The 23866-nt window shown below is 56.3% G+C and carries 18 protein-coding genes and 1 pseudogene; 8 read left to right on the plus strand and 11 right to left on the minus strand.

Going from position 1 to position 23866, the window contains the following annotated elements; translation table 11 throughout:
* Positions 1-27 precede the first annotated feature (27 nt).
* The 3 genes from JY391_RS10955 to JY391_RS10965 are packed head-to-tail and all read right to left on the minus strand — an operon-like array spanning position 28 to position 6462.
* Positions 28-2181, minus strand: coding sequence for a virulence factor SrfC family protein (locus JY391_RS10955; RefSeq protein ID WP_211935726.1), 2154 nt, complete (start codon positions 2179-2181; stop codon positions 28-30).
* The gene (locus tag JY391_RS10960; RefSeq protein ID WP_211935727.1) at positions 2178-5159 is read right to left on the minus strand and encodes a virulence factor SrfB; all 2982 of its coding nucleotides are present in this window, start codon (positions 5157-5159) and stop codon (positions 2178-2180) included. The genes JY391_RS10955 and JY391_RS10960 overlap by 4 nt, the downstream gene beginning before the upstream one ends.
* Positions 5160-5163: 4 nt before the next feature.
* Complete coding sequence (locus tag JY391_RS10965) at positions 5164-6462, minus strand: SrfA family protein (protein WP_211935728.1); 1299 nt, start codon at positions 6460-6462, stop codon at positions 5164-5166.
* A gap of 225 nt (positions 6463-6687) precedes the next feature.
* Here JY391_RS10965 and JY391_RS10970 point away from each other — a divergent pair, with 225 nt between their 5' ends.
* On the plus strand, positions 6688-6921 hold the full coding sequence (locus JY391_RS10970; RefSeq protein ID WP_060571221.1) for a YdcY family protein: 234 nt from the start codon (positions 6688-6690) through the stop codon (positions 6919-6921).
* A gap of 26 nt (positions 6922-6947) precedes the next feature.
* On the opposite strand, the gene JY391_RS10975 is transcribed toward JY391_RS10970, so the two are convergent.
* Entirely contained in the window at positions 6948-7397 is a 450-nt protein-coding gene (locus JY391_RS10975) for a DMT family transporter (RefSeq protein WP_211935729.1), read from the minus strand.
* Positions 7394-7912 (minus strand): GNAT family N-acetyltransferase, encoded by a 519-nt coding sequence (locus JY391_RS10980; RefSeq protein WP_060571220.1) that lies wholly within the window; start codon positions 7910-7912, stop codon positions 7394-7396. The genes JY391_RS10975 and JY391_RS10980 overlap by 4 nt, the downstream gene beginning before the upstream one ends.
* Before the next feature lie 37 nt (positions 7913-7949).
* On the opposite strand from JY391_RS10980, the gene JY391_RS10985 reads away from it, so the two are divergent.
* The 3 genes from JY391_RS10985 to JY391_RS10995 all read left to right on the plus strand — a co-directional run bounded on the left by JY391_RS10985 (position 7950) and on the right by JY391_RS10995 (position 10508).
* The gene (locus JY391_RS10985; protein ID WP_211935730.1) at positions 7950-8525 is read left to right on the plus strand and encodes a helix-turn-helix domain-containing protein; all 576 of its coding nucleotides are present in this window, start codon (positions 7950-7952) and stop codon (positions 8523-8525) included.
* A 57-nt stretch (positions 8526-8582) separates the two neighbouring features.
* Positions 8583-9620, plus strand: coding sequence for an NADPH-dependent curcumin/dihydrocurcumin reductase (curA, locus tag JY391_RS10990; protein ID WP_060571219.1), 1038 nt, complete (start codon positions 8583-8585; stop codon positions 9618-9620).
* A 222-nt stretch (positions 9621-9842) separates the two neighbouring features.
* A complete protein-coding gene (locus tag JY391_RS10995) occupies positions 9843-10508 on the plus strand; it encodes a GntR family transcriptional regulator (RefSeq protein WP_042283124.1) in 666 nt (221 codons plus the stop codon).
* A 56-nt stretch (positions 10509-10564) separates the two neighbouring features.
* Here the strand turns inward: JY391_RS10995 and pqqU are convergent, their stop codons facing one another.
* On the minus strand, positions 10565-12685 hold the full coding sequence (gene pqqU, locus JY391_RS11000; protein ID WP_211935731.1) for a TonB-dependent receptor PqqU: 2121 nt from the start codon (positions 12683-12685) through the stop codon (positions 10565-10567).
* A 264-nt stretch (positions 12686-12949) separates the two neighbouring features.
* On the opposite strand from pqqU, the gene yncE reads away from it, so the two are divergent.
* Both yncE and JY391_RS11010 read left to right on the plus strand, forming a co-directional pair.
* Positions 12950-14011: a 7-bladed beta-propeller protein YncE gene (yncE, locus tag JY391_RS11005; protein ID WP_211935732.1), complete on the plus strand. Its 1062-nt coding sequence runs from the start codon at positions 12950-12952 to the stop codon at positions 14009-14011.
* A 136-nt stretch (positions 14012-14147) separates the two neighbouring features.
* On the plus strand, positions 14148-14369 hold the full coding sequence (locus tag JY391_RS11010; protein ID WP_042283117.1) for a YgdI/YgdR family lipoprotein: 222 nt from the start codon (positions 14148-14150) through the stop codon (positions 14367-14369).
* A gap of 57 nt (positions 14370-14426) precedes the next feature.
* Here the strand turns inward: JY391_RS11010 and ansP are convergent, their stop codons facing one another.
* A complete protein-coding gene (ansP, locus tag JY391_RS11015) occupies positions 14427-15869 on the minus strand; it encodes an L-asparagine permease (protein WP_042283115.1) in 1443 nt (480 codons plus the stop codon).
* Positions 15870-16135: 266 nt separating this feature from the next.
* Here ansP and JY391_RS11020 point away from each other — a divergent pair, with 266 nt between their 5' ends.
* Positions 16136-16753, plus strand: coding sequence for a glutathione S-transferase family protein (locus JY391_RS11020; RefSeq protein ID WP_042283110.1), 618 nt, complete (start codon positions 16136-16138; stop codon positions 16751-16753).
* A 50-nt stretch (positions 16754-16803) separates the two neighbouring features.
* Here JY391_RS11020 and JY391_RS11025 read toward each other — a convergent pair whose 3' ends face one another.
* The 3 genes and pseudogenes from JY391_RS11025 to JY391_RS11035 all read right to left on the minus strand — a co-directional run bounded on the left by JY391_RS11025 (position 16804) and on the right by JY391_RS11035 (position 19846).
* A complete protein-coding gene (locus JY391_RS11025; RefSeq protein WP_211935733.1) occupies positions 16804-18780 on the minus strand; it encodes an alkyl/aryl-sulfatase in 1977 nt (658 codons plus the stop codon).
* A 166-nt stretch (positions 18781-18946) separates the two neighbouring features.
* Positions 18947-19171: pseudogene (locus tag JY391_RS11030) on the minus strand (NUDIX hydrolase); the annotation flags it as partial.
* A 105-nt stretch (positions 19172-19276) separates the two neighbouring features.
* Positions 19277-19846, minus strand: coding sequence for a flavin reductase family protein (locus tag JY391_RS11035; protein ID WP_042283101.1), 570 nt, complete (start codon positions 19844-19846; stop codon positions 19277-19279).
* A 135-nt stretch (positions 19847-19981) separates the two neighbouring features.
* Here JY391_RS11035 and nhoA point away from each other — a divergent pair, with 135 nt between their 5' ends.
* Positions 19982-20827 carry an N-hydroxyarylamine O-acetyltransferase gene (gene nhoA, locus JY391_RS11040; protein WP_211935734.1) on the plus strand — a complete coding sequence of 282 codons (846 nt, stop codon included), beginning with the start codon at positions 19982-19984 and terminating at the stop codon, positions 20825-20827.
* Positions 20828-20867: 40 nt separating this feature from the next.
* Here nhoA and JY391_RS11045 read toward each other — a convergent pair whose 3' ends face one another.
* Positions 20868-23816 carry an autotransporter outer membrane beta-barrel domain-containing protein gene (locus JY391_RS11045; protein ID WP_211935735.1) on the minus strand — a complete coding sequence of 983 codons (2949 nt, stop codon included), beginning with the start codon at positions 23814-23816 and terminating at the stop codon, positions 20868-20870.
* Positions 23817-23866: the final 50 nt, after the last annotated feature.

Raw genomic sequence — 23866 nt, forward strand, 5'->3', positions numbered from 1 at the left:
GGAGGGCGGTGATGCACCTCCTGCCTGTTATTGTCCCCCATTCAACAGCGTGTTCAGCGCGTTTTTATCCTCTGGCGTCACTTCATGTGGATGGCTGAATCCATTGTTCTCCTGCGCGCGCGTATACAGCGCCACCAGCCAGTCATAGACGTAGCGGCTGGCGGCATGTACCGGCCGGTCGTTTAACGCTGTCAGGCGTGCCATAGGTGGACGTTTTGCCGCGCTGAAAATCGTCTCGCCTTTGGCCATTCGACTGGCAGGGCGTTCGCTTTCCTCAACGTCGGCATAACCGAGCCAGGCGACAAAGTTGGCGATGTTGGCGTGCAACTGCGCGCCGCAGTTCTCGTCCTGTTGCACAATTTGCTGTAACTGCTGCGCAAGCTGCAAGCGGTAGCTGGCGGCGATCAGTATTGCGACCACCTGCCTGAGCGTGGCGGGCTTCAGACCTAAACGTGTGGCATTGCTGTCGTCGCGGCTCCACTGGCGAAGATGGTTGATCCACAATTTGTGCGCCCGGTCGCCGGTATCATTACCCTCAACCGTTTGAGGCGCGTCCTGAACCTCCGCAAAAAGATCGACAGCGTCGTTGAACAGCCCGCTAACCTGTTCTTCCCTCGGCTGGCGTATCTGGAGCAGGCACTCAAACTGTTGCACCTCGGGAACAAGGCCATCCAGCAGATCGCCGTGATGTGCTGCCTGTTGCTGTAGTTCACGGACAACCGTCTCGGCGCTGGACAGGTTGTCAGGCAGCAGGCACAGCAGTTCACGCAGATACTGCCGATGCCGGGCATGAAGCGCCTCAATTCGTGCTTGCCGCTGGGGGAACGACGTGGCGTGGGACAGCCATTCGATCAATCGTTGCAGACTGTTTTTATCCAGCGCCTGAAGGGTGCCCCAGTGCTGACCGGGATTGCCCATCAGTTGCTGGACGGTTTCATCCAGATTCTCTCCGCTTACAAAGCGCGCGTCCTGCGGGGTGATCGCCCATACCACCCCCGGTAGCGCTGTGTCGCGCAAGGGTTGGGTTTCGTGGACCCAGTTCAGTAACCGCCTGGCGGTAGCGGGCGTTTGCGTGCGGTTAGCGGTGGCATTGCAGATGACTAACACATCAGGCTGTCGCTGCTGACGATAGTGCTCAAGCAGCCAGCCGAGTTTAGCCTGCCATAAGGGCTGTGGAGAGGTGACGGGCGCCAGCGGAATATCCAGCAGATCGACCTCGTCAAGTACGCCGTCCTCCACGCTCAGCACCAGCTCGCGGGTAAGCAGCGCAAGGGGATCTTGCGGCAGGCTCACGGCCGCCAGCAGCGCGCCTTCCACCACGGGATGCACCACCACGTCATTTTGCGCTTCCGGTGAGGCATGGGCTTCCTGGGTGATAAAACGCTCGGACGGTAAACCAAACTGATCGACCAGCAGGCTGAGCGGCGCAGCAACTTCGCCAGCGTTACCGGTCTGTTGCAGCACATGCGCCAGCGCCAGCCACTGCTGCGTTAGTTCAGGCTGTTCGCCCCACAGCAGCGACCAGATGCTGGCGCGGGTAGTGAGATCCACATACGGAAGCACAAGCGCGAACTGATGCCAGAGCGCATCGTCAATCTGTTGTTGAGAAGCCGGTCGGCACTGACGACAGAAGCGGGCGACGATGGCGACTTCCGCCGCCGTAACGCCGGGGACGGGATGACGCTGGCGCAGCGACCGCCATTTTTCGAGACGCGATTCAATCATCGCTTTTTCTGCCTGGCGGCATGCTGGCTGCGCGTGGGCCATCGTAATAAAGATTTGCACCAGTTCGGCTTCAGCGATCAGCCGCAGACGTAACGGCCACTCGTCATCGGGCGAACTGGCCTGCCGCGTAAAGCGTAGCGCCATGTTGGCGGCGGCATGGCCGGGGTTAATATGGCTGAAATAGTCGAAATAGCGGTCCGGCATCACCACATTCATCCTGCCGTTTCCACTGCTGCACAGGGCGGAAAGTAAATGGGCTTTCGCTGACTGGGAATAACCGTACAGCCCGATACAGGCGCGTGACTGTCGGGCGGTCTCCAGCGCAATCTCCTTGGCGTTCGCGGCGTGAAGCTGCGTCAACAGCGCGTCTGCTTCGGCATCCAGCGTGACGGCGTAGCGGCGGGTGCGCTCTACCCAGGCAATAGCGGCCTGAGAAAGGGTTAACGTTTTGCTCATTTCAGGTACACGCTCCCGCTGTCGATCCAGTAATGACTGCCGCTGTGTCGACGGTCAGCCAGGGTATTTAATTTTAAGGTCAGGGCATCCGCCGGAACGGGTGTGCCGTCCTGTAACCAGGCGTCGCTGAGGACAAACGATTCGGGACCGTTTTCTTTGCTGCCGCCGCGCAACTGAAGCCGCACGTTCAGCACACCGTCACCGGCAATATTTTTAGCCAGTTCGGTGGAGTTGATGCTCAGCGTATAGAGCGGCGTTGCGGGCCAGCGGCTGTTCGCCAGTTGGCGGAAACCGAGCGTCACGTTACCACGCAACGGAAAGTGGACGCGGGTATCCAGCTTTTCGCCGGGTTTATCCAGATCGATATCGCGATACCAGACATTTTCGTCGCGCAGGATGTTGACGGTGTTATCCAGCACGCCGAGATAGCGTACCGTTGACCAGGCGCCGATATCGGCTGCTTTAAAGTTAAAGCGCGGCAGACGCAGATCCAGCGCCAGACTGCACAACATCGCACCGACGGCGGCAGTGGATTTCGGGTTGCCGATCCGTCCCTGCTGGTTGAACGGATACCATTCATGCACCCGGTAGTTATCCATCCATACTATCCGGTTGACCGGAACAGGTTGAAGATGGCGGATCAGCGCCTGCACCGCAGGCAGACAGGCGGGCCTGCCGGTCACCAGCAGCACGTCGCAGCAATAGTGCGAAATGGCTTCGCACACCGCATGCAGCGGCGAGGTAAGGGTGAATTGCCCGGCCAGCATCGCCTCTTGCAGCTGGCTGAACTGCACCTGTAACGGCACGCTAAGCACATCGAACGCTGGCGTGCCGGGCGGCAGCGCATGGTCGACGGCCTGCTGAATGTAGTTCATGACGTTGCGGGTTGGGCGCTGAGGTAACAGCTCGCCAAAGGTGGCATGCACCCCGGCCAGCGGATCGTTGATGTCGCACTTTTCCCATGCGGAAAGCACCGCGTGCCCCAGCGGCATAAACAGCTGAAGCGCCGTTTGCTGGCGCAGCACCGCCTGGGTATCTATGCGCCCGGAATCGCCAAACAGCGTGGCGAGCAGGGCGGCGGCATCGGTGACGCCTGCCTGCTGCAGCCGGGTTTGCAGCGCCGGTAAGATGCATCTCTGAATGACATCCAGAAGCATGTCATCGCCTGCGACCTTAAATCCTTCGCGAAACAGCAGGCGCGGGGTGATTTTAACATTTGTACCGACGCCGTCGTCCAACTGATAGTGAACAATCGCCATGTCAGTGGTGCCGCCGCCAATATCAATCGAGGCAACGCGCAGCGCCCGGCCTTTGCTTTCGCCCGGCTCGGGCTGGCGGTCCGGACGCGCCATTGCGCGGAAAAAGGCTTCGCTACGTCCGGCGTAATGGGAGATTGCTTCGTTATATAGCCACACCAGTTGCCCGCAGCTGGCTTCGTCCCATTCCATCTGGATCTCAGGCACTGGCACCCGGCTTTTTTCCTGCTGTTTACGGCTGCTAAAGTCGTCGTCCTGCGGATGCCACCCCATGGCTTTCCAGACAAGGGCAATGGCTTCAAACATACGCTGGCGGAAGATCTCCCGCTCCTGCTTTGGCATTGCCGAGGGCAGGGTGAGGATCAGCGTACGCAACTGGCGCGGCGATGCGGGAAACCCCAGCCGCAGACGGGTCGCCACACTGTTGATCTGCCCCAGCGCCTGGGCGAGGATCTCGCAGAGCATATGGGTCATCAGGGTGCTGCGGCTGTACTGCGGGGAGAATACCGGCAGGCGTTCATCCTGCGGCAGCGCGTACAGCGGCTGGCCGTCGTCATTCATCAGATTCATCAGTGGAAAGGCGGTCGCGAGGGGTTCACGCTGGGTTTTGCTGTTCATCTGGCTGAAGCGCCAGTCGTGCAGTACCGGCGTTTCATCCCACAGGTAGCGGCGGGGACTGGAAATACCGCTATTGCCGTCGGTTCCGGTTCGTTGCATCGCCAGTTTACGCGCTTCGTCGCCAACCCTGACAATCGACGGCCAGATAAACGCGTCTTCGCGTCCGCTTTCGACGGAAAAATGCTGCTTGCCGAAGCGGGCTTCCGAGAACTCAAGGCGACTGGTGAACAGCGGATCGTTCAAAAACTGCGGCTCGCTCAGCGATCGCACCTGCAGTTCTGCCGTCTGGCGCAGTCCGTCGTTGGCATCGCCGTGATCCTCAATCAACACGCCGCAGGTGTGGGTATTGCCAACGTCAAGGATCAAATCGACCGGAATCGCGGGAGTGCTCAGCGTCTCTGTGACCAGCCTGACCTCTGGCACCGTTAGCTGTTCGCCGAGTAACGCCAGCAGATTCAGCCAGTGCGCCTGATATTCAAAACTGCGCAGCGCCTGATTGATGGCCTGTTCCGGACGGTTTTCCACCTGGCTGACATGATGCAAAAACACCTCGCGCAGCCAGCCATCAATCCACGTCTGATCGAGAAAATCAGCCACTTCGTCATCGCGCCAGGCCAGCGCAAAGCGGGTACCGTTCAGAACATCGTTTTCACTGGGGGCGAGCGCGGAGGGAGTCGCGTCGCTCAACTGACTGTCGAGCGCGAGCGTAACGCGGTGGGTATGACCTGCGCTGTCAGGTAAGGCGAGTTTGCGAACCTGCACGCGCGCCCAGTTATCCGGACCTTCAACAAAGGTGCGCGGCGGGTTAAAGCGCAGGAACGGCAGCGGTAGCCAGACGCCGTCCAGTACCGCAAGCGAATACTGTAGCGACTGTGTGCTTTCGGGTTTAACCACTTCTGGCTGCATTCCCGGACGCGCCGGCAGCGTGTAGCGACCGTTTACCAGATCGTAGTCCAGACGCAGCAGCGGGCCGTTAGCGGTTTTCCGCACAAAACGGCCATGATGTGCCGACTCCTGCGGCGTCAGGCCGAAGTCAAGAAACTGAACGCCGCTGTTTGCGATGAGCGTGACGCTCTGTTTGTAATCACACAAATTCACCAGCATAAGATCAGGCACCTATCTTTTTAAACGTCAACGGGATCTCCGCTTGCCCGTCGAAGCGGGCGGTACAGGCGGCGACGTCATTTGTCCCGGCTTTACAGGTGATTTCCGGCATCGGATAGCGAGAGCCATCGGCGCAGCGCGCATTTCCACGGCTTTTGATCATGAGCTCGCCGCTCTGATGCAGACCGGAAAAAAGCTCGGCGCGACAGACAATGCTGTCGCCATGCACCAGTCGCGCTGTCCCTTTGTTATTCTGGATCTGATAGCGCAACGAGGGCGCTTTCCCGGTCGCGGGGTCTTTCACCTCCATTACTACGCGCCAGCGACCGTTGAGAAAACGGGTCGTACCGGCCTTCACCTGATTAGCCTCCATGACCAGCGCGTCTTTCGGTATCGCAGCAATGACCACCGGCGCGTCGGCGGGCGGGGTCTTTTTCTCCTCCGGAATAACGTGCGCCTGCTGCAGCGGTAGCGTGGCGGTCAGTTCCGGCAGAGCAGGCATTGCGGGTTGCGGCGCACTGGCGCTTTCCGTCGCGACCGCGGGGGGTTGCGCGTGCCAGAGCAGCGGCGCGGCAAGCGCGGCAATGGTGACGGCGGCAACCGGCACGCTCCACAGCGGCAGTCGGCGCGCCGGTTTCGCGGACGCTTTTTCCTCCGCCACGATGGACGGCGCGACTGGCGGGCTGATGGTTTCAGAGACGGGCGGAGTTACCGGCACGACGGGGACTGACAGTAGCGGTTCATCCGCCTGGGGAAAAGCGTTCTCTGGCGCGGTTTCTTCTGCAGGGACGGGGTCAGCGTGAATGTCCGCTTCGGGCGAATCTTCGAGATACAGGCATGCCAGCACATCGTCACGCACGTTTTCGTTAAGGTTGATAAACCCCCAGAAGGTGATAACCGGTTTCCCATCCACCAGGAAGACGTGGTTTTCACCGGGAAATTGTACGGCTTTTTCGAGCAAGGAGCCGAAAAGCTGTAACGCCGTTTTTCCGGATTGCAGGCTCTTGCGGCTCAGGGCGGCGGCGCTGTCCAGCGTCGCGGAAAGCGTGCGGAGGGCGCGACGGCGCGCATCAACGTCAGCCGCTTTCCACGCAACGGCCTGGCCTTCTACAGGAGAATACCAGTCCACCCGGTCACCGCTGTCGTTAATTTGCGGAATGGCGAGACAATCGACCATCGCCAGTTGCTTTCGCAGCCGGAGTGTTTCACGAATTTGCAGCGCTGAATCAAAGACGGCCTGGCCGCCACCGCCGACGGCCTGATAGTCATCAAGATTGCCGCTGCGCAAGAGAGTTTTTGCCACGTTAGGGTCCTTAAGACTTTTTCACGCATCTACTTTACGGCGACATAACGCGAGCAAACGGTGGAAGAAAGGCATAAAGGGGCGAATTATCCCGCCATAGAGGGGTTGACGTTGTGAAAAAGACTTAAGGGAAACTGGCGGATATGCATTACGGATTAAATGCCGCAAGCGAACGGATTTCAGCGTATGATGAAGGTTTCATCAGTCTGTTGAAAAGGAGAAGCTATGTCGCACCTGGATGAGGTTAGCGCCCGCGTTGATGCCGCGATTGCGGAAAGCGTTATTGCCCAGATGAACACGCTGTTGATCGCCCTGAGCGACGATGGCGAATTAAGCCGCGAAGATCGTTACACCCAGCAGCAACGGTTGAGAACCGCCATCGCGCATCATGGCCGGCAGCATAAAGAAGACGCCGAAGCGCGCCGCGAGCAGTTGACAAAAGGCGGCACGATCCTGTGATGGGCCAGATGGCGGCAGGGCGGTCGTTAAAACGAACGTCTTGCCACCAGCCATGCGCCCACCACCAGCATCACCGCGCCACAAACCGGACCAATCAGCGCCCTCAGCGGTACCCCGTGGCTGCGCAGGAGGTCCAGCGCCAGTCCGCCGATAAGCTGACTGGCGACCAGCACGGCAATCGTGGTCGCCGCCCCCACATGCTGATAGCCGCTGATGCTGGCAAACACGAAAAACGAACCCAGCAGGCCAGGAATTAACGTCCACCAGCGAACGCTGGAGGCCAGTTCGCCAAATCCCGCCATACCCTGTCTAAACCACAATAGAATGACAAACAGCACGATGCCGACCAGCGAATTCAGCAGCATGGCGATCAAAATAGTGGAAGAGGTCTGGGTGATGCGCACCATCAGGGTGTTCTGCACCACCAGGCCGATACCCGCGGCGATCAGAAAGGCGAGCGTCAGCGATGTGTTCATCCGCGCGCGTCCGGTTGCAGACGATCGTCAAGCTGAAGCTGCATGAATGTCAGATCCAGCCAGCGGCCAAATTTGGTCCCTACCTGCGGCATTTGCGCGGTGATTTTGAACCCGAGCGTGCTATGAAGATGCAGCGAAGCCTGATTTTGCGACTCGATGCCCGCGACCATCACGTGCTTGCCGCAGGCGCGCGCTTCCTCAATCAAGCGGCTCAATAGCTGGCGTCCCACTCCTTTCCCCTGATGATCCGGGTGAACGTACACCGAATGTTCCACCGTGTGGCGAAATCCGTCAAAGTTGCGCCAGTCGCCAAAGGAGGCATACCCCGTCACCTTACCGTTCTCTTCAGCTACCAGCACCGGATACCCCAGCAACTGACGCGCTTCGAACCAGGCCATGCGGTTATCGGCGTCTACGGTTTGATCGTTCCAGATCGCCGCCGTGTGTAATACGGCGTGGTTGTAGATCGCTGCGATATCCCCGCAATCCTCTTTGCTCGCGAATCGAATAAGCATCTTGAACCTCAGGAAATGTTCACTATAGTATTACGATATGAATACTATTGAAGACAGCATAAATCAACGCATCAGTGCAAGAATTCGCATTGAGCGAGAATCCCGCGGCTGGTCGCTGACTGAACTGGCTGAACGCGCGGGCGTTTCACGGGCGATGATCCATAAAATCGAACGTGCGGAAAGCAGCCCGACGGCGACGCTGCTCGGCAGGCTTTCCGGCGCCTTTGGCATCAGTATGTCAACGCTGATTGCGCGCGCCGAAATGCAGGAAGGCAAACTGCTGCGTGCGGAGGATCAACCCGTCTGGCACGATCCGCAGAGCCAGTATTTGCGCCGCCACGTTTCGCCACACAGCGACTTGCCTCTCGATCTGGTGCAAATTGAGCTTCCCGCAGGAAGTGATATCCCGATGCCCGCCTCAGCCTATGTACAGGCGCGGCAGTTGATCTGGCTTCAGCACGGGGAACTGGTGTTCGTTGAGGGTGAAACCCGCCACGAGATGAAAGCGGGCGATTGTCTTGAGCTGGGGCCGCCCAATGATTGCCGTTTTATCAATGAAACAGCGCAAACCTGCGTTTACCTCGTTGTGCGTTTAAACCTCGCGGGACGTTAAAGACAGGCGCGGCCTGCTACTATTGATGGATTCATGCCAAACGCTGAGGAGAACATCATGGGTCAACAAGAACACCGTAATCGTCGCTGGGTTTTAGCCTCCCGACCCCATGGCGCGCCCGTGGCGGACAATTTCCGTCTTGAAGAGGATGAGGTCGCCACCCCGGGAGAAGGCCAGGTTTTGTTGCGCACGGTTTACCTTTCCCTCGATCCGTATATGCGCGGACGAATGAGCGACGAACCGTCGTACGCGCCGCCGGTCGCGCTGGGTGAGGTCATGGTCGGCGGAACGGTGAGCCGCGTCGTGTCGTCAAACCATCCAGACTACAAGCCTGGTGAATGGGTACTGAGCTACAGCGGCTGGCAGGATTATGATATTTCCGACGGCGCGGGGCTGGTAAAGCTCGGCAACGATCCTGAACAGCCATCCTGGGCGCTCGGCGTATTGGGGATGCCCGGTTTTACCGCTTACATGGGCTTGCTGGATATAGGTCAGCCGAAAGAGGGTGAAACGCTGGTGGTTGCCGCCGCAACCGGTCCAGTCGGGGCGACGGTGGGGCAGATTGGCAAGATCAAAGGCTGCCGTGTGGTCGGCGTTGCCGGCGGCGCGGAAAAATGTCGTCATGCCACTGAAGTGCTGGGTTTTGACGTTTGTCTGGACCACCATGCGGATGACTTTGCAGAGCAACTGGCAAATGCCTGTCCACAGGGGATTGATGTCTATTATGAAAACGTCGGCGGTAAAGTCTTCGACGCTGTACTTCCGTTGTTGAATACCTGCGCGCGGATCCCGCTTTGCGGTCTGGTCAGCGGCTATAACGCGACAGAACTCCCCGCCGGTCCGGACAGACTGCCGCTGCTGATGGCGACGATACTGAAGAAACGCATTCGTCTGCAGGGTTTTATCATTGCGCAGGATTATGGTCACCGTATTCATGAGTTCCAACAGCAGATGGGACGTTGGGTTAAAGAAGGTAAGATTCATTACCGTGAACAGGTGACGGAAGGACTGGAAAACGCCCCAGAGGTCTTCATCGGTCTGTTGAGTGGTAAAAACTTTGGCAAAGTCGTGATTCGCGTCGCGGAAGATGACTGACAAACATGGCGGCCCTGGCCGCCATAAAAAAATGGGCAGTTTTTAAATTTCCGGCTTTAATTAAATCACCGCGTGCAAGGCAAATTAAATTGCCAGGGCCGTTAAAATAACGCGGGTAAATGATCACGGTTGTCGTTTTATTTTTTCACCAGGCGAAATCTTAAACAATTAAATCTTTCAGGTTTAATTGCGATTGGCTATATGATGAGGTGAAGAAATAGAATGCCTGGTACGGAAAAGTCGCAGCACATCAGTCTGACAACACACGTTGAAAGAGGATTAAAAGATCGATTAAGTCTGGGCGAGCTGAAGCCTGGCGCCAGATTAATTACCAAAAATATTGCTGAGGAGTTGGGGATCAGTATCACGCCGGTGCGTGAGGCGCTGTTACGTCTGGTGTCTGCCAGCGCGTTAACCATTGCGCCCGCGCAAGCCTTCATGGTGCCGGAAATCAATATGGCGCGATTCGCGGAAATCATCCGTATTCGCTGTGAACTGGAAGGGATGGCGGTTATGGAAGCCACGGGGCGGATTACGCCGGAACGGATGGAACTCCTGGAGGCGCTGCTTGCGACGTATCAGCAGGCGCATGAAAGAGGCTCGGTAGCCGAGCGACTGCGGGCAAACCGGGCGTTACGCTTCAAAATTTATCACTTCGCCAACATGCCGACGCTGTGCGAAATGATCGAACAGCTGTGGGTACAAATGGGGCCAAGCCTGCATTTTCTCTATGATCTGGAAAAAGAGGGCGCGTATCCACACAGTGTCGATCATTACCATCAATTATTTAAGGTTATTGCCCAAGGAAATAAAGAGGCCAGCCGCGACTGTTTAATCGACATCATCAATAAAAATGTCGCCATCGTTAAACGACAATACCTTAATTAAGTACTGCTTAAATTTAGCGGGGAATCTCCCCGCTATGACTACCCTTATTACGCAGGTTATTCAAAACGCCATGCGAGGTTAACACCCACGCCGAAATTTCGCCCCGGAGCAGGTTCGTAGTATCTGCCGTTCGATTCATTCACAATGACCGAGCCAACATACGCTTTGTCAAAGAGGTTGTCGACGCGCCCGAACACATCCACCGTCAGATTACTGTAGTTGATTTTATATCCGGTATTCAGCCCTACGACAGTATAAGAGGGCGCTTTGGCGGTGTTTTCATCGTCAGCCATAATATCCCCCATGTAGCGGGCATCAGCCCCGGCATACCATCCTTCATCCGGCACATAACCCAGGGACGCAAAACCCATGTTGCGGGCGATCCCCGGCATCCTGTTACCGTTGCAGTTCTGGTCGTTGCAGACGTTGCTACGGTAGGTGGCGTCCAGCCAGGTCCAGGAGGCGTTGACGCGCCAGTTTTCGCCAAAACGCTGATCCCACCCCAGTTCTACCCCCTGACGCCGGGTCTTGCCCGCATTCTTATACGTTGTCCGACCGCCGCTGCTGGAATCCACCACCAGTTCGTCGTCCGTGTCGGTCTGGAACAGCGCCGCCGTCAGCAGTCCGTTGCCGATACGGGTTTTGCTGCCAATTTCTATCGTATCGTTAGTGGAAGGTTTAAGATCGAAATTCATCCCGCTTTGCCCATCCGCACGGTAGGAAAGCTCGTTTATGGTCGGCGTTTCAAAACCACGGCCCGCTGCCAGATAGAGGTTCCAGGCGTCCGTCACGGCATACTTCAGCGATCCGGCTGGCAACCATTTATGATAGCTGGCATCGCCGCTGTCGTCGCCGTTGCCCGGCGTCACGTAGTGATCGTTAGAGTCGAACCAGACCGAACTGTAGCGCACGCCTGCATCAAGGGAGAGTTTGTCGGTCAGTTGCCACTGCGTCTGCAGATAGGGGTCGACGTTCCACATCAGGTTGCGCTCGTCCCGGCGGCGCTCGCCTTTTTGGCCGTACTCCGGTACGCCGTCAGTGAGACGGTAATTTGTGTAGCCCTTACGGTTCTCACTCATATTTTCGTAGTTCAGTCCGGCAGTAAACGTCATGGGCACAATCAGTTCCCCACGGTGCGTCCAGCGGCTGTCGATGCCCTGGTAATGACGCTGCAGCGAGATAACGCCGCCCGCATGGGACGGTCTGAGCTGAGGGGCCATCGGGATCGACTGATACTGGGTGGTTTCACGCTGCCCGGCATACATCATCACGCTCATGTCGTCCTGGGCGCTAAGCTGACGTTCATAGCGCAGTCCGGCCTGCGTCTGCTTGATGGTTTTACGCGTGTGATACTGCTCCGCGCGCGGCGACTGTTGCGGGTTATCGCGCCATTCGGCTTCGGTCAGGCCGCCGGGATCGTCAGCTTTAATATCGACGCTGTTAAAAATCAGACTCAGCTTGCTTGCCTCGTCGAGACGCACGCCCAGTTTCGCATTGGCGAGATTCTTTTGCGCGCCGCTACGATCGCGGTAGCCGTGGGTAGTAAAACGGGTCGTCGACACCGTGTAGTCCACATCGCCAGCCTGGGTGCCGTCACCCAACGCGCCGGTCGCTTTTAACCCGTAGCGCCAACTGCCGTAACTTCCATAATAGCTGCTTGCCTCGATGGTCGGCGGCTGTTGTCCGGTTTGTGTCGTCACGTTCATGACCCCGCCGGAAGCATTGCCGTAAAGCGCGGAGAAGGGACCGCGCAGTACTTCAACGTTTTGCACGCTGCTGAGATCGATATTTGACGTCTGCCCCTGGCCGTCCGGCATCGTTGCCGGGATGCCGTCAACATACAATCGAATGCCGCGCACGCCATAAGTTGAACGCGACCCAAAGCCACGGATAGAAAGCTGAAGGTCCTGAGCATAGTTTTGTCGGTTCTGCACCTGCAGGCCCGGCACGCGGGTCAGGGATTCGGAAAGATTGATGCGCGGCGCCGCCCGGCGCATATCTTCGCCCTCGACCACGCTGACGGCGGCGGGGGTATCCAGTTCAGAAACGGCCTGGGGTGAGGCGCTGACGATCAGCGTTTGTTCATCGGCTTCGCTGTCCGCTGCGGCCAGCGGAGAGAACACGAGTGGAAAGAGCAGAGCGGGAACTGCGGTATATCGTATGGAAATAATCTTCATGAAAAAAGGCCAGTTAAAGTGAACGTACCCATAGGTATGTAAGTTACATGTTAATTCGTTTGTAAAATTTTGAAAATTTTAACGGCACAATGCGTTAAGAATTAATGGAGAAATTAAGAAGATTGTAGACAGGATGCGAAGAAGTGCTCCACTTTCTGACAAATAATGATTACCATTCCCATTTATAAAAGAGAGCAAAACCATGATCTTGCTCAGCGAAGCGATGTGAAGCAGCAAAATAGCGATATATCAAAGGGAGTCGTCATGCATTTTCGTCATCAGTTTTCCCCGCGCCTGCGTGGTGCTTTACTGTTAGGTTCACTGCTGGTTGCCTCATCGTTCGGCACTCAGGCGGCAGAAGAGATGCTGCGTAAAGGCGTGGGCAAGGGCGCTTACGAAGTGGCCTACAGCCAACAGGAAAACGCGCTGTGGCTCGCCACCTCGCAAAGTCGCAAGCTGGATAAAGGCGGTATTGTTTATCGTCTCGATCCGGTCACGCTGGACGTGACGCAGATCATTCACAACGATCTCAAACCGTTTGGCGCCACCATTAATAACGCGACCCAGACGCTGTGGTTTGGTAACACGGTGAATAGCGCGGTCACTGCCATCGATGCGAAGACCAGCGAAGTGAAAGGACGACTGGTGCTGGACGCCCGCAAACGCTCCGAAGATGTCCGTCCGCTGCAGCCGCGTGAGCTGGTTGCCGATGAAGCAACGAATACGGTGTATATCAGCGGGATTGGCAAAGAGAGTGCGATTTGGGTGGTGGACGGCGAAAAGATCGCCCTGAAAGCGACCATTGAAAACACCGGTAAAATGAGCACGGGTCTGGCTATCGACAGCGGCGCGAAGCGTCTTTACACCACCAATGCGGATGGCGAGCTGATCACCATCGATACCGCCACGAACAACATCATCAGCCGTAAGAAACTGCTTGATGACGGTAAAGAGCACTTCTTTATTAATCTGAGCCTGGACACCGCCGGTCACCGCGCGTTTATTACCGACTCGAAAGCGGCGGAAGTGCTGGTTGTTGATACCCGCAACGGCAACGTTCTGGCGAAAGTCGCTGCGCCGGAATCGCTGGCCGTGCTGTTTAACCCGGCGCGTAATGAAGCCTACGTCACCCACCGCCAGGCCGGTAAAGTGAGCGTGATTGACGCGAAAAGCTACAAGGTAGTGAAAACCTTCGATACGCCGACCTTCCCGAACAGTCTGGCGCTGTCGGCAGACGGCAAGACCCTGTACGTGAGTGTGAAGCAGAAGTCGACACGCGAAAAAGAAGCCACGCAGCCAGACGACGTGATTCGTATTGCGCTGTAAACCCGCAGGAGGGGGAAACCCCTCCATTCACGTTCCCATACCCGCCGATACGCCTCGTTACATCCCGCTGATAGCCTGAATAAGCCCAGGGAATTACACTGTCCCGCTTCGGTTAAATGAATCACTTGGGAATGCTATGAAAAAGCCACTGTTCTGCCTTTGCGCTGGCGTGATGCTGTTCGCGCTGGCAGGTTGCTCCACGAATTACGTTATGACTACCAAAAGCGGGCAAACCATCGTCACGCAGGGAAAACCGCAGCTTGATAAAGAGACGGGAATGACCCGCTATACCGATCAGGACGGGAATGCACGGGAAATCAACAGGAATGACGTGGCGCAGCTTATCGAAGCGGATTAGTCGACGCCGTTGAAAAGCAGGCCTGATCGGCGTCGTCGGTCAGGCCTTTGTCATTTTTTATGGCGCAGTGCGATGGATTTCCGCAACGCGTTTACGAACGCCAAACCAACCAGCAACCAGCAGAATGGCGATCAGCGGCAGGGAAGCGATGGTATAGGTGCCGTTCGGATAGTCAAACGCCATCAGCACCAGTACGCTTAACAGGAAAAGCAGCGTCAGCCAGGAGGTGAACGGCGCGCCCGGCAGCTTGAAGCTGACATCGGCGGCTTTGCCCTCTTTGATTGCCTTGCGCAGGCGCAACTGGCACACCACAATGAATCCCCACGACGCAATAATGCCCAGCGAGGCGAAGTTGAGGACGATCTCAAAAACCTGGGAAGGCACCAGATAGTTGAGGAAGACGCCCACAACATACACCGCCAGCGTCGCCATAATGCCCGCCCAGGGCACATGCTGGCGGCTCATCTTACTCATAAATTTCGGGGCGGAGCCGCCCATCGCCATTGAGCGCAGAATCCGTCCGGTGCAGTACAGGCCGGAGTTCAGACTGGAGAGTGCGGCGGTCAACACCACAATGTTCATGATGCTGCCAATATAGGGCACGCCAAGTTTTGAGAAGAACGTGACGAACGGGCTTTGACCGGCCTGGTAGGCATTCCACGGCAGCAGCAGAACCAGCAGCACCACGGAACCCACGTAGAACAGGCCAATACGCCAGATCACGCTGTTAATGGCTTTAGGCACCATGGTCTGCGGATCTTTACACTCACCGGCGGCGGTGCCGACCAGTTCGATAGAAGCAAACGCAAAGACGACACCCTGCACCAGAACCAGCGCGGGCAGCAGGCCGTGAGGGAAGAATCCGCCGTTATCGGTGATCAAATGAAAACCGGTGGCGTTGCCGTCCAGCGGTTTGCCGGACCCCAGAAAGACCGTGCCCACCACCAGAAAGATCACAATTGCCAGCACTTTCACCAGCGCGAACCAGAACTCCATTTCGGCAAACCATTTTACGCCAATCATGTTCATGGTGCCGACGATGGCCAGCGCGCCGAGAGCAAAGACCCATTGCGGTACGTCGCCAAACGCACCCCAGTAGTGCATATACAGGGCCACGGCGGTGATATCGACAATTCCCGTCATCGCCCAGTTGACGAAATACATCCACCCGGCCACATAAGCGGCTTTTTCACCGAGAAATTCGCGGGCATAAGAGACAAAGCTGCCGCTGGAAGGGCGATGGAGAACCAGTTCGCCCAGCGCGCGAAGGATAAAGAACGAGAAAATCCCGCAAACGAGATAAACCAGCGCCAGCGCCGGACCGGCCATTTGCAGGCGTGCGCCCGCGCCTAAAAATAACCCGGTGCCAATGGCGCCGCCAATGGCGATCATCTGAACCTGACGGTTGCCCATTGCTTTGTGATAGCCTTCCTCATGAGCATTCAACCAGCGTCGCTTCGCCGCGTGCTGCGCCGACGCCGTGGTGTCTTGTGTATTCATTCCGTTTCCTGTTACCTGTCTAAGTGAGAATACTGTTGTCGCGACAGCCGCCGCGACGCGGTTAATTTTTCCCGTCATTCTGTGTACGGATAAAACCACCGGCGAAGCATCCTACCTGCAAATAATAAACGGCGCAAAATATACGAATACGAATGGTCAGTGTGCGTAATAAATAAGCAATGCGCACCTGCAACGCGCCGGATCGGGTTACGGGCGGCATCTGCCAGGTTACTCTACACTTACTCTTTTAACCGGGTGGAGGCAGTATGATTAAGATCTACGGCGCGCCGGGCTGGGGTTCGGCGATCAGTGAGCTGATGCTTACGCTGGCGGACATTCCCTATCAGTTCGTTGATGTCAGCGGATTTGACCGCGACGGGCCGCAGCGCGATTTACTGTTAAAGCTGAATCCGCTGTGTCAGGTGCCGACGCTAACGCTGGAAAACGGCGAGGTAATGAGCGAAACGGCGGCCATCGCGCTTATGGTCCTCGACCGCCGTCCCGAACTGGCTCCCCCTGTTGGCAGTGCGGAACGACAGCAGTTTCAACGTTTGCTGATCTGGCTGGTCGCTAACGTCTATCCGACCTATACCTTTGCCGATTACCCTGAACGCTGGTCGCCGCAAGCGCCAGAAGCGCTGAAAAAAAACGTTATCGAATACCGTAAATCGCTCTATCTGTGGCTAAATGACCAGCTCAGCGCTGAGCCGTATGCGTTTGGCGAGCAGTTAACCCTGCTGGACTGCTACCTCTGCGTGATGCGCACATGGGGACCGGGACACGACTGGTTTCAGGACAACACGCCCAATATCAGCGCGATAGCGGATGCGGTTTGCCAGTTACCGACGTTACGTCAGGTGCTTAAGCGCAATGAAATTGTATAAGTGCGGAAACGGAGAAAGCGATGCCCGGCAGTGAGCCGGGCATACGCTGATTACGGGGTGACAATATTGAACCAGAATTCGAACTTATCCATATAGCCGAGCAGTTCGTTGAGTTTTTCCGCATTGCCGGTGATTTTTACGTCACCTTTGTCCGTGGCCTCTTTCAGCGTTTCCTCTTTTAGCACAATGCGATTCAGTGCGTCGCGCGACAGGTTAATCGTCGCGTCTGCCTGCGGATCTTCAACGTTTGCGGTATGGTTCAGGACGCCGTTTTCCAGCTCCACTTTGTATTTCCCGCCGTCTTCCCCAAAGTCAATATTAAGCACTGCTTTCGCATCCGCCGCCTTTTCACCGTTGATGTGAACCGCGAGATAATCAAAGAACATTTCCGGGGTCATTGCCCGCACGGTATCCGGGCTGGCGGTGTTAGGCGTAGGCATTTTTTGCACGCCATTACGCAACTCCTGTGCGCCAGTCAGATAAAAGTTACGCCACGGCCCCGATTCCGCCTGGTAACCCAACTGTTCGAGCGCGTCCGCCTCCAGGTTCCTTGCCGCCTGATTATTCGGATCGGCAAAGACCACTTTGCTTACCACTTGCGCAACCCAACGGTAATTCCCCTGATCGTAATCCTGCTTCGCTTTTTGCAGGATGGCATCCGCGCCGCCCATGTATTCGACAAATTTCTTCGCCGCTTCTTCCGGCGGCAGCTCGTCAAGGGTAGCCGGATTGCCATCAAACCAGCCGAGATAGAGCACATAAGTGGCTTTGACGTCGTGGCTGACGGAACCATAGTAGCCGCGGTTCGCCCAGGTGTTGGCAAGCGACGGCGGCAGTGTAAAGTTAGCGGCGATCTCGTCGCGGGTGAGCCCCTGATTCGCCATGCGCAGGGTCTGGTCGTTGATATAGCGGTACAGGTCGCGCTGGCTCTTCAGCAGCTTCACGACATTGTCGTTACCCCATGTCGGCCAGTGATGCTGGGCGAGGATAATTTCGGCTTTATCACCCCATAAATTGAGCGCTTCATTAATGTATTTTGACCACGGCAACGGCTGGCGAATTTTGGCGCCGCGCAAAGAATACGTGTTATGCAGCGTGTGGGTGACATCCTCGGCGGTCTCGATGATTTTCTTCTCTTCGATATACCACAACATTTCGGAAGGGGCTTCAGAGCCTGGCGCCATCATGAAATCGTAGGTCAGGCCGTCAATCACCTCTTTTTGCCCTGTTTTGGTGATGTAGTGGGTCGGGGCGATCAACGTGACGGTACCGGCAGACGTCGTGGTGCCCAGTCCCGCGCCTACCTGGCCTTTGACGTCAGGCTTTAGCAGGTTGCCGTACATATAACTGGCCCGGCGGCTCATCACATTACCAGCCATGATATTTTCCGACACCGCTTCTTCCATAAAACCTGCGGGCGCGTAGATTTTCACTTTGCCGGACTTCACATCCGCTTCATCCACCACGCCGCGCACGCCGCCATAGTGGTCAACGTGGCTGTGGGTATAAATGACGGCCACAACCGGTTTGTTCCCGCGATTTTTATAGTACAAATCCATGCCGACCTTTGCCGTTTCCGCTGAAACCAGCGGGTCAACAACGGTAATACCTTCTTTTCCTTCGATAATCGTCATATTGGACAGATCGAGGTTGCGGATCTGATACACCCCGTCAGTCACTTCAAACAGGCCGCTAATGTTAATCAGTTGCGCCTGACGCCAGAGGCTTGGGTTGACTGAATCCGGCGCTTTATCGCCTTCTTTAATAAACGCGTACTGTTGGGGGTTCCAGATCACATTGCCTTGTTCACCCTTGATTACCTCCTGCGGTATCGGGGCGATAAAGCCCTTATGTGCATCGGTAAAGTCTGTGTTATCCGAGAAGGGCAGTTGATTATAAAGCGCGTTATTGGCCTGTTGGGTGGCGGCTGTGGCGTCTTTCGGCGCTTCGACAGCCAGAAGGGGCAGGGAATATGACATCAGCATCCCAGCGAGGATGAAGCCTCTGGCGATGGTATTGAGTTGCATTGAATAACCTCTCTTTAGAATGGCGGATAGGCTTTTAGGTATGTCATGCACAACGGAGGGTTGGCGTGGAAATTTGAGGTAATGCAACATTAACTATAGTGGGCTTCGCAAGGACGGCAAGGCGGTGCAGATACCGGCAGGTGTTTGATATCTGCACAATTTATCATCAGGCCTGCGGAATAGCCTCCAGAGTGGTGTAGACGTTCAGTCCCAGTTGACGGGCGATCTCGATATCTTTATCCGCGCCTCGGGAAGCGCCGGGAATACGATAAATGGCGTTACAGCGGGTGATCAACCGATGTGCGACCGGATAGAGCATCGCTTCGCTGATATCATCGCCCAGCGAGGTTGAACCCGCCGCTTTCTCCAGCGGCAAGGCGAGCCATTCGCCATTGGCGATGTGTCGTTGATCAACACCGTCGTGGTGGAAGGTAACACCGATAACGGCTGGATCACCGCCATGCGGGCGAAAGGCGTGACGGTAATAAAGGCGTAATTAGCCCGCAGTGACGCGTTTACCGCTGGTTACAAACGTACCCGCGCCGAGGTGGTGCAGGGTATTACGTTTATCGTCATCGAACTGCCAGCGGCCTTCCGTGAACGCCCGCGCATCCGCAGCGGCAGAAACCACTTCACCAAACAGAGTATCGTATTTTTCCTGGGCGGCGGTGGCGGGAAGCAGGCGGCATTCCATCCACGCAAGGCATTTTTCTTCGACTAACGGCAGGCCAAGCACCGGGCCGTTTACCACCGGAATACCATAACAGTTGAACTTGTCCTCGTCGCGCCCGGAAACGCTGCCGACAGCCCATGTCCAGTTGGTCGCCGCTACGCCGGGTATGACGATGCCGAACAGGCCGCTGCGCTCAATCAGCTCGCGTGACCAGGTTGATTTATCCACCACTATCGCGATACGAGGCGGCTCAAATTCAACCGGCATTGACCAGGCGGCGGCCATGATATTGCGTCTTGCGCTGGCGTCGTCGCGACTGGTGATCAACACCGTGGGACCGTGATTAAGCAGGCGGCTGGCGTGGCGTAATTCGACAGGGCGGAATCGACTCATCGGGTTGTCTCGCAAAGTGTTTTCTGAGTATTAATGATAAGTGGCCGGGCGCCAATTTGCACAATAAGTGACGTCTCTTTCGGGATCCATCGTTTATACTCTTTCGCACCTTACCGGATCACCGCAGGAACCCCGATGACCCCCATCCTGAATGCCTACTTCGCCCGCCTGAACTGGTCCGGGCCGACCGACGTCACCCTTGAGACGCTACGGGCGCTGCACTTACAGCATAACTGTACTATTCCTTTTGAAAACCTGGACGTTCTGCTGCCGCGCGAAATGCAACTGGACGAGCAGTCGCTGGCGGAGAAACTGATCGGCGCCCGCCGTGGCGGCTACTGTTTTGAGCAAAATGGCGTATTCGAGCGGGTCTTACGCGAACTGGGGTTTACCGTTCGCAGCTTGCTGGGGCGGGTTGTGCTGTCGAATCCGCCGAGCCTGCCGCCGCGAACCCATCGTCTGCTGTTAGTCGAAGTGGACGGCGAAGCGTGGATCGCGGATGTTGGTTTTGGCGGACAGACGCTGACTGCGCCGATTCGCCTGCTTGCGGACATCCCACAGCAGACGCCGCATGGTGAGTACCGACTGTTGCAGGAAGGCGAAGACTGGATTTTGCAATTCCGTCATCACACGCACTGGCAGTCGATGTACCGTTTCGATCTGGTTATTCAGCATCAGAGCGATTATGTGATGGGCAACTTCTGGTCCGCGCACTGGCCGCAGTCGCATTTTCGCCATCATTTGCTGATGTGCCGTCATTTGCCTGATGGCGGCAAGCTGACGCTCACCAATTTCCACTTTACCCATTATGAACACGGGCACGCGGTTGAGCAGATTCACTGTCCGGACGTCGCGTCACTGTATGACTTACTCCAGGATCGTTTTGGGCTCGGGGTAGACGATGCAAAGCATGGGATCAGTGAAGCTGAACTGGCAAGGGTGATGGCGGCGTTTGATACACATCCGGAGGCGGGGAAGTAAGTCACAGGCCCGGAAGCATTGCGCCACCGGGCCGTATTTATCAGAACGACGCTTTAATGCCGAGCATCGCCGAGGTGTCGCTGTAGCCTTTATCACCGACCTGCTGGGCGATGTTGCCCCACAGGGAGACGTTCTTCGTCAGCTGGCCTTCCACACCGGCCTTCAGCTCGCCGATATTGCGGGTGCCGTCCAGATCCACGTTGTCACCGTTCATCGACACGCCGAACTCTTTACTGTTGTGGATCCAGTTCGCTTCGACAAACGGCTGGAAGGTGCGGTCTTTGCCGTCATCCAGTTTGTTGTGGCCCTTGCCGAACAGACGCACGCCGACGCGGGTCTGCACGTTACCGTCGCCGTGGCCTTCCACGCGGGTGCCGTTGGCTTCGCGGTGTTCGTCCGCCTTCACGCCCATCCAGGTGACCTGCGCTTTCGGCTGGATGTACAGCGCGTTACGCTCGCTGATGTCCGCCAGTTTCCAGGTGTAGCCGGATTCCACCGACGCGGTGAAGCCTTTTGAGTCGTACTCTTCGGATTCGACGCCGCGACCGGAAATGGTGTTGTCAAACCAGCTGTACTGCGCCCAGGTATCGACATACGCGCCTTCGTGGGTGGCGTTGTCCTGCAGCCAGGTGCCGTACAGACCGACGCTGTAACCGTTGATGCGGCTGTCGGCGCGGTTGCCGTTACGCTGGTTTTCCGCCCGTGCCTTCTGGTTGGCGTAGCCCGCCATCAGACCAAGGTGGAAACGGTCGGTGTTGTCGGAAGACCACTGGGCGATGTCGCCGCCAAGCTGCATCACATAGCGGTTGGCCTGCATATCCAGCTGGCCGCTGCTGTCTTTCTGCCGGGTGTGACCACCTACGTTGCGCAGCCACAGGCTGGTCACCGCTTTCTCACCGGTCAGGGCGTCGACGTAGTGGGTTTCGCCCAGGCGGTCGTGCAGACGGGTGTTAAACATCGTGTTCGCCGCCTGCAGGTTCATGCCGTACAGACCCGCCTCCGGACGCACCGCGTTTTCGCGCGGGGTTGGGGAAGGCTCTACCGGATCAACAGGCGCCAGCGGCTCTTGCGGCTCTGGTTGCGGTTCTGTCGATAGCGCGCTGGTCAGATACCAGTTCTTGTCGTTCTGGCCTTCACCACGCGCCAGGGTGTAGTCATAGGCACCCGCCACGATACGTCCGTTTTGGGTAAACACGCCGTCAGAATTACCCGCCACACTGATCAGTTCGATACCGTTCGTTGTCAGGCCGCCTGCGCCGCCCGCGTTCAGCACCGTCACGTTCGTGTTACCGGAGGTATTGCCCTGCACAACCAGCTTGTCGGTGGGTGATGCATCATCGCCCAGTTGGGTGTTCATCACGAGATTACCGTTATTACCGGCGTAATCACCGTTCACCGTCAGGGTTTTGAACGTTGCCGCGTCGCGGGTCAGCGTGCGGGAGGCGGTGTCGCCAGGCATGAAATTCAGCGTGGCGTCGTTCAGGGTCAGCGTGGTCAGTGTAGAGTTGGCAACCATATCCCAGCGGCTGTTGCTACCATTCAGTTCCATATTGATGGAACCTTGTTCTTCAATAGCCGTGTCGCCATAAATGTAGGAGTTATCGCCAGACACAATGTTAATCGCATGGTCGCCGCGGACCAGCATTTTACCCCATGCAACCAGCTTATTATTGTTAGTGATATCCGTTGAACCCCAGCGTCCATAAATGGAGTACAGCGTATCGGCGACAGACTCATAGGCGTTCCGATCACCTAAAATGACATCGCCAGTAAACAGGGCGTCCGCCTGATAAAGCAGATATGACTCTTTACCCCCCTTAGAGGTAATGGCGATGTTGCCGACGATCGTATCGGCGTCCCATTGCACGATACCGTCATCCTGATTCACGTTGGCGCTAAAAAAGCCCCACAGCGTTGCCTTATCATTGCCGGATAACGTTATTTTCGCATCGTTGATACGATGCGTAGCCGTCTCAGCGGGATCGTCACCCCACAAATAAATACCGCGGACAATATCATTTCCCGAGCTATCAATATCAATTTTATTGATAATCAGATCGGTATGTTTACCGTTGCCGCCGAGGTATGTCAGGCCATCAGCGTAGCCTTCCTCGGTGGTGCTTTTAATTTTGATACTGACATCGTTGAAAACACGCTTACCGCTCAGGGAGGAACTGGTGAACGAGTCGAAAATAAGAATGCCTGTGACATCAGAGTAGCGGTCAGTTGAATTACTGGTTAACTGAATATCCGTATGTCCGGCCAACTCCAGGTCGGTATATGTGCGAATCCCTTCCAGATAAAAGGTGGGGGAGACAATATTAATGGTGGTGTTACCGGTGACGGTGACTTTCCCGCCCCATAAAGCCATGCCGGTATCGGTTGAGTCGCCAGATTCACGGATGCCGGGACGGGTATACGCGATATCAATATTCTCGGCGTTTAAAATCCCCTGCGATCCGGCGCTGATACCGCCGCCTCTGATGGTGGTCAGGCCTTTCAGGTCGGCCCGGGCATTATCGCCAACGTACAGCCCGTCCGATTCTTCGCCGTCATTCATGTTAATGAAGGTGTAATTTTCGGCGGTCAGTTTGCCGGTGCCGTACAGGGCAATACCATCGGAAGTCGAATAGGTCCCATTCGTGCGCGGGTCGAAGTTAAGGGTAAAATGATTACCCAGATTTATTTCACCGGCTTTAAGATAAGCGAACCAGACGTTTTGGGAACCTGTTGCGTTAACTACGCCGGTACTGTTCATTGTGATATTGTCGGCGAAATCAACGCGACCATCAGCAACGTTAATATCAATTCTTGAGATTTCATCCCCATTGGTGATATTCACCGTGCGTTGGTCGCTGGGCGTGCTGGCGTCGAGAGTATATTTTACTGGCGCGGAAAAAGCAGAAAAGGTTGTAGTGGCTAATAATGCACTTAATAATAAAGCAATTTTTTTGGGTTTAATTTGGGGTGATAAGGCAGGTATCTTCATAGATAAATTCCAGTATCCTTGAGTAATGCGTAGATAAGACACCAGTCCTG

Origin of the sequence: Citrobacter sedlakii, from assembly GCF_018128425.1 — a bacterium.
In the GTDB taxonomy this organism is placed as follows: Bacteria; Pseudomonadota; Gammaproteobacteria; order Enterobacterales; family Enterobacteriaceae; genus Citrobacter_A; species Citrobacter_A sedlakii.

Excerpts from the sequence above, each read along its gene's own strand:
- JY391_RS10970 (WP_060571221.1), top strand. The coding sequence starts at position 6,688 with ATGTCGCACCTGGATGAGGTTAGCGCCCGCGTTGATGCCGCGATTGCG.
- JY391_RS11025 (WP_211935733.1), bottom strand. The coding sequence starts at position 18,780 with ATGCAACTCAATACCATCGCCAGAGGCTTCATCCTCGCTGGGATGCTG.
- JY391_RS10955 (WP_211935726.1), bottom strand. The coding sequence starts at position 2,181 with ATGAGCAAAACGTTAACCCTTTCTCAGGCCGCTATTGCCTGGGTAGAG.
- JY391_RS11010 (WP_042283117.1), top strand. The coding sequence starts at position 14,148 with ATGAAAAAGCCACTGTTCTGCCTTTGCGCTGGCGTGATGCTGTTCGCG.
- JY391_RS10980 (WP_060571220.1), bottom strand. The coding sequence starts at position 7,912 with ATGCTTATTCGATTCGCGAGCAAAGAGGATTGCGGGGATATCGCAGCG.
- pqqU (WP_211935731.1), bottom strand. The coding sequence starts at position 12,685 with ATGAAGATTATTTCCATACGATATACCGCAGTTCCCGCTCTGCTCTTT.
- JY391_RS10995 (WP_042283124.1), top strand. The coding sequence starts at position 9,843 with ATGCCTGGTACGGAAAAGTCGCAGCACATCAGTCTGACAACACACGTT.
- JY391_RS10975 (WP_211935729.1), bottom strand. The coding sequence starts at position 7,397 with ATGAACACATCGCTGACGCTCGCCTTTCTGATCGCCGCGGGTATCGGC.
- JY391_RS10985 (WP_211935730.1), top strand. The coding sequence starts at position 7,950 with ATGAATACTATTGAAGACAGCATAAATCAACGCATCAGTGCAAGAATT.
- JY391_RS11045 (WP_211935735.1), bottom strand. The coding sequence starts at position 23,816 with ATGAAGATACCTGCCTTATCACCCCAAATTAAACCCAAAAAAATTGCT.
- JY391_RS10960 (WP_211935727.1), bottom strand. The coding sequence starts at position 5,159 with ATGCTGGTGAATTTGTGTGATTACAAACAGAGCGTCACGCTCATCGCA.
- JY391_RS11020 (WP_042283110.1), top strand. The coding sequence starts at position 16,136 with ATGATTAAGATCTACGGCGCGCCGGGCTGGGGTTCGGCGATCAGTGAG.
- ansP (WP_042283115.1), bottom strand. The coding sequence starts at position 15,869 with ATGAATACACAAGACACCACGGCGTCGGCGCAGCACGCGGCGAAGCGA.
- yncE (WP_211935732.1), top strand. The coding sequence starts at position 12,950 with ATGCATTTTCGTCATCAGTTTTCCCCGCGCCTGCGTGGTGCTTTACTG.
- JY391_RS11035 (WP_042283101.1), bottom strand. The coding sequence starts at position 19,846 with ATGAGTCGATTCCGCCCTGTCGAATTACGCCACGCCAGCCGCCTGCTT.
- nhoA (WP_211935734.1), top strand. The coding sequence starts at position 19,982 with ATGACCCCCATCCTGAATGCCTACTTCGCCCGCCTGAACTGGTCCGGG.
- curA (WP_060571219.1), top strand. The coding sequence starts at position 8,583 with ATGGGTCAACAAGAACACCGTAATCGTCGCTGGGTTTTAGCCTCCCGA.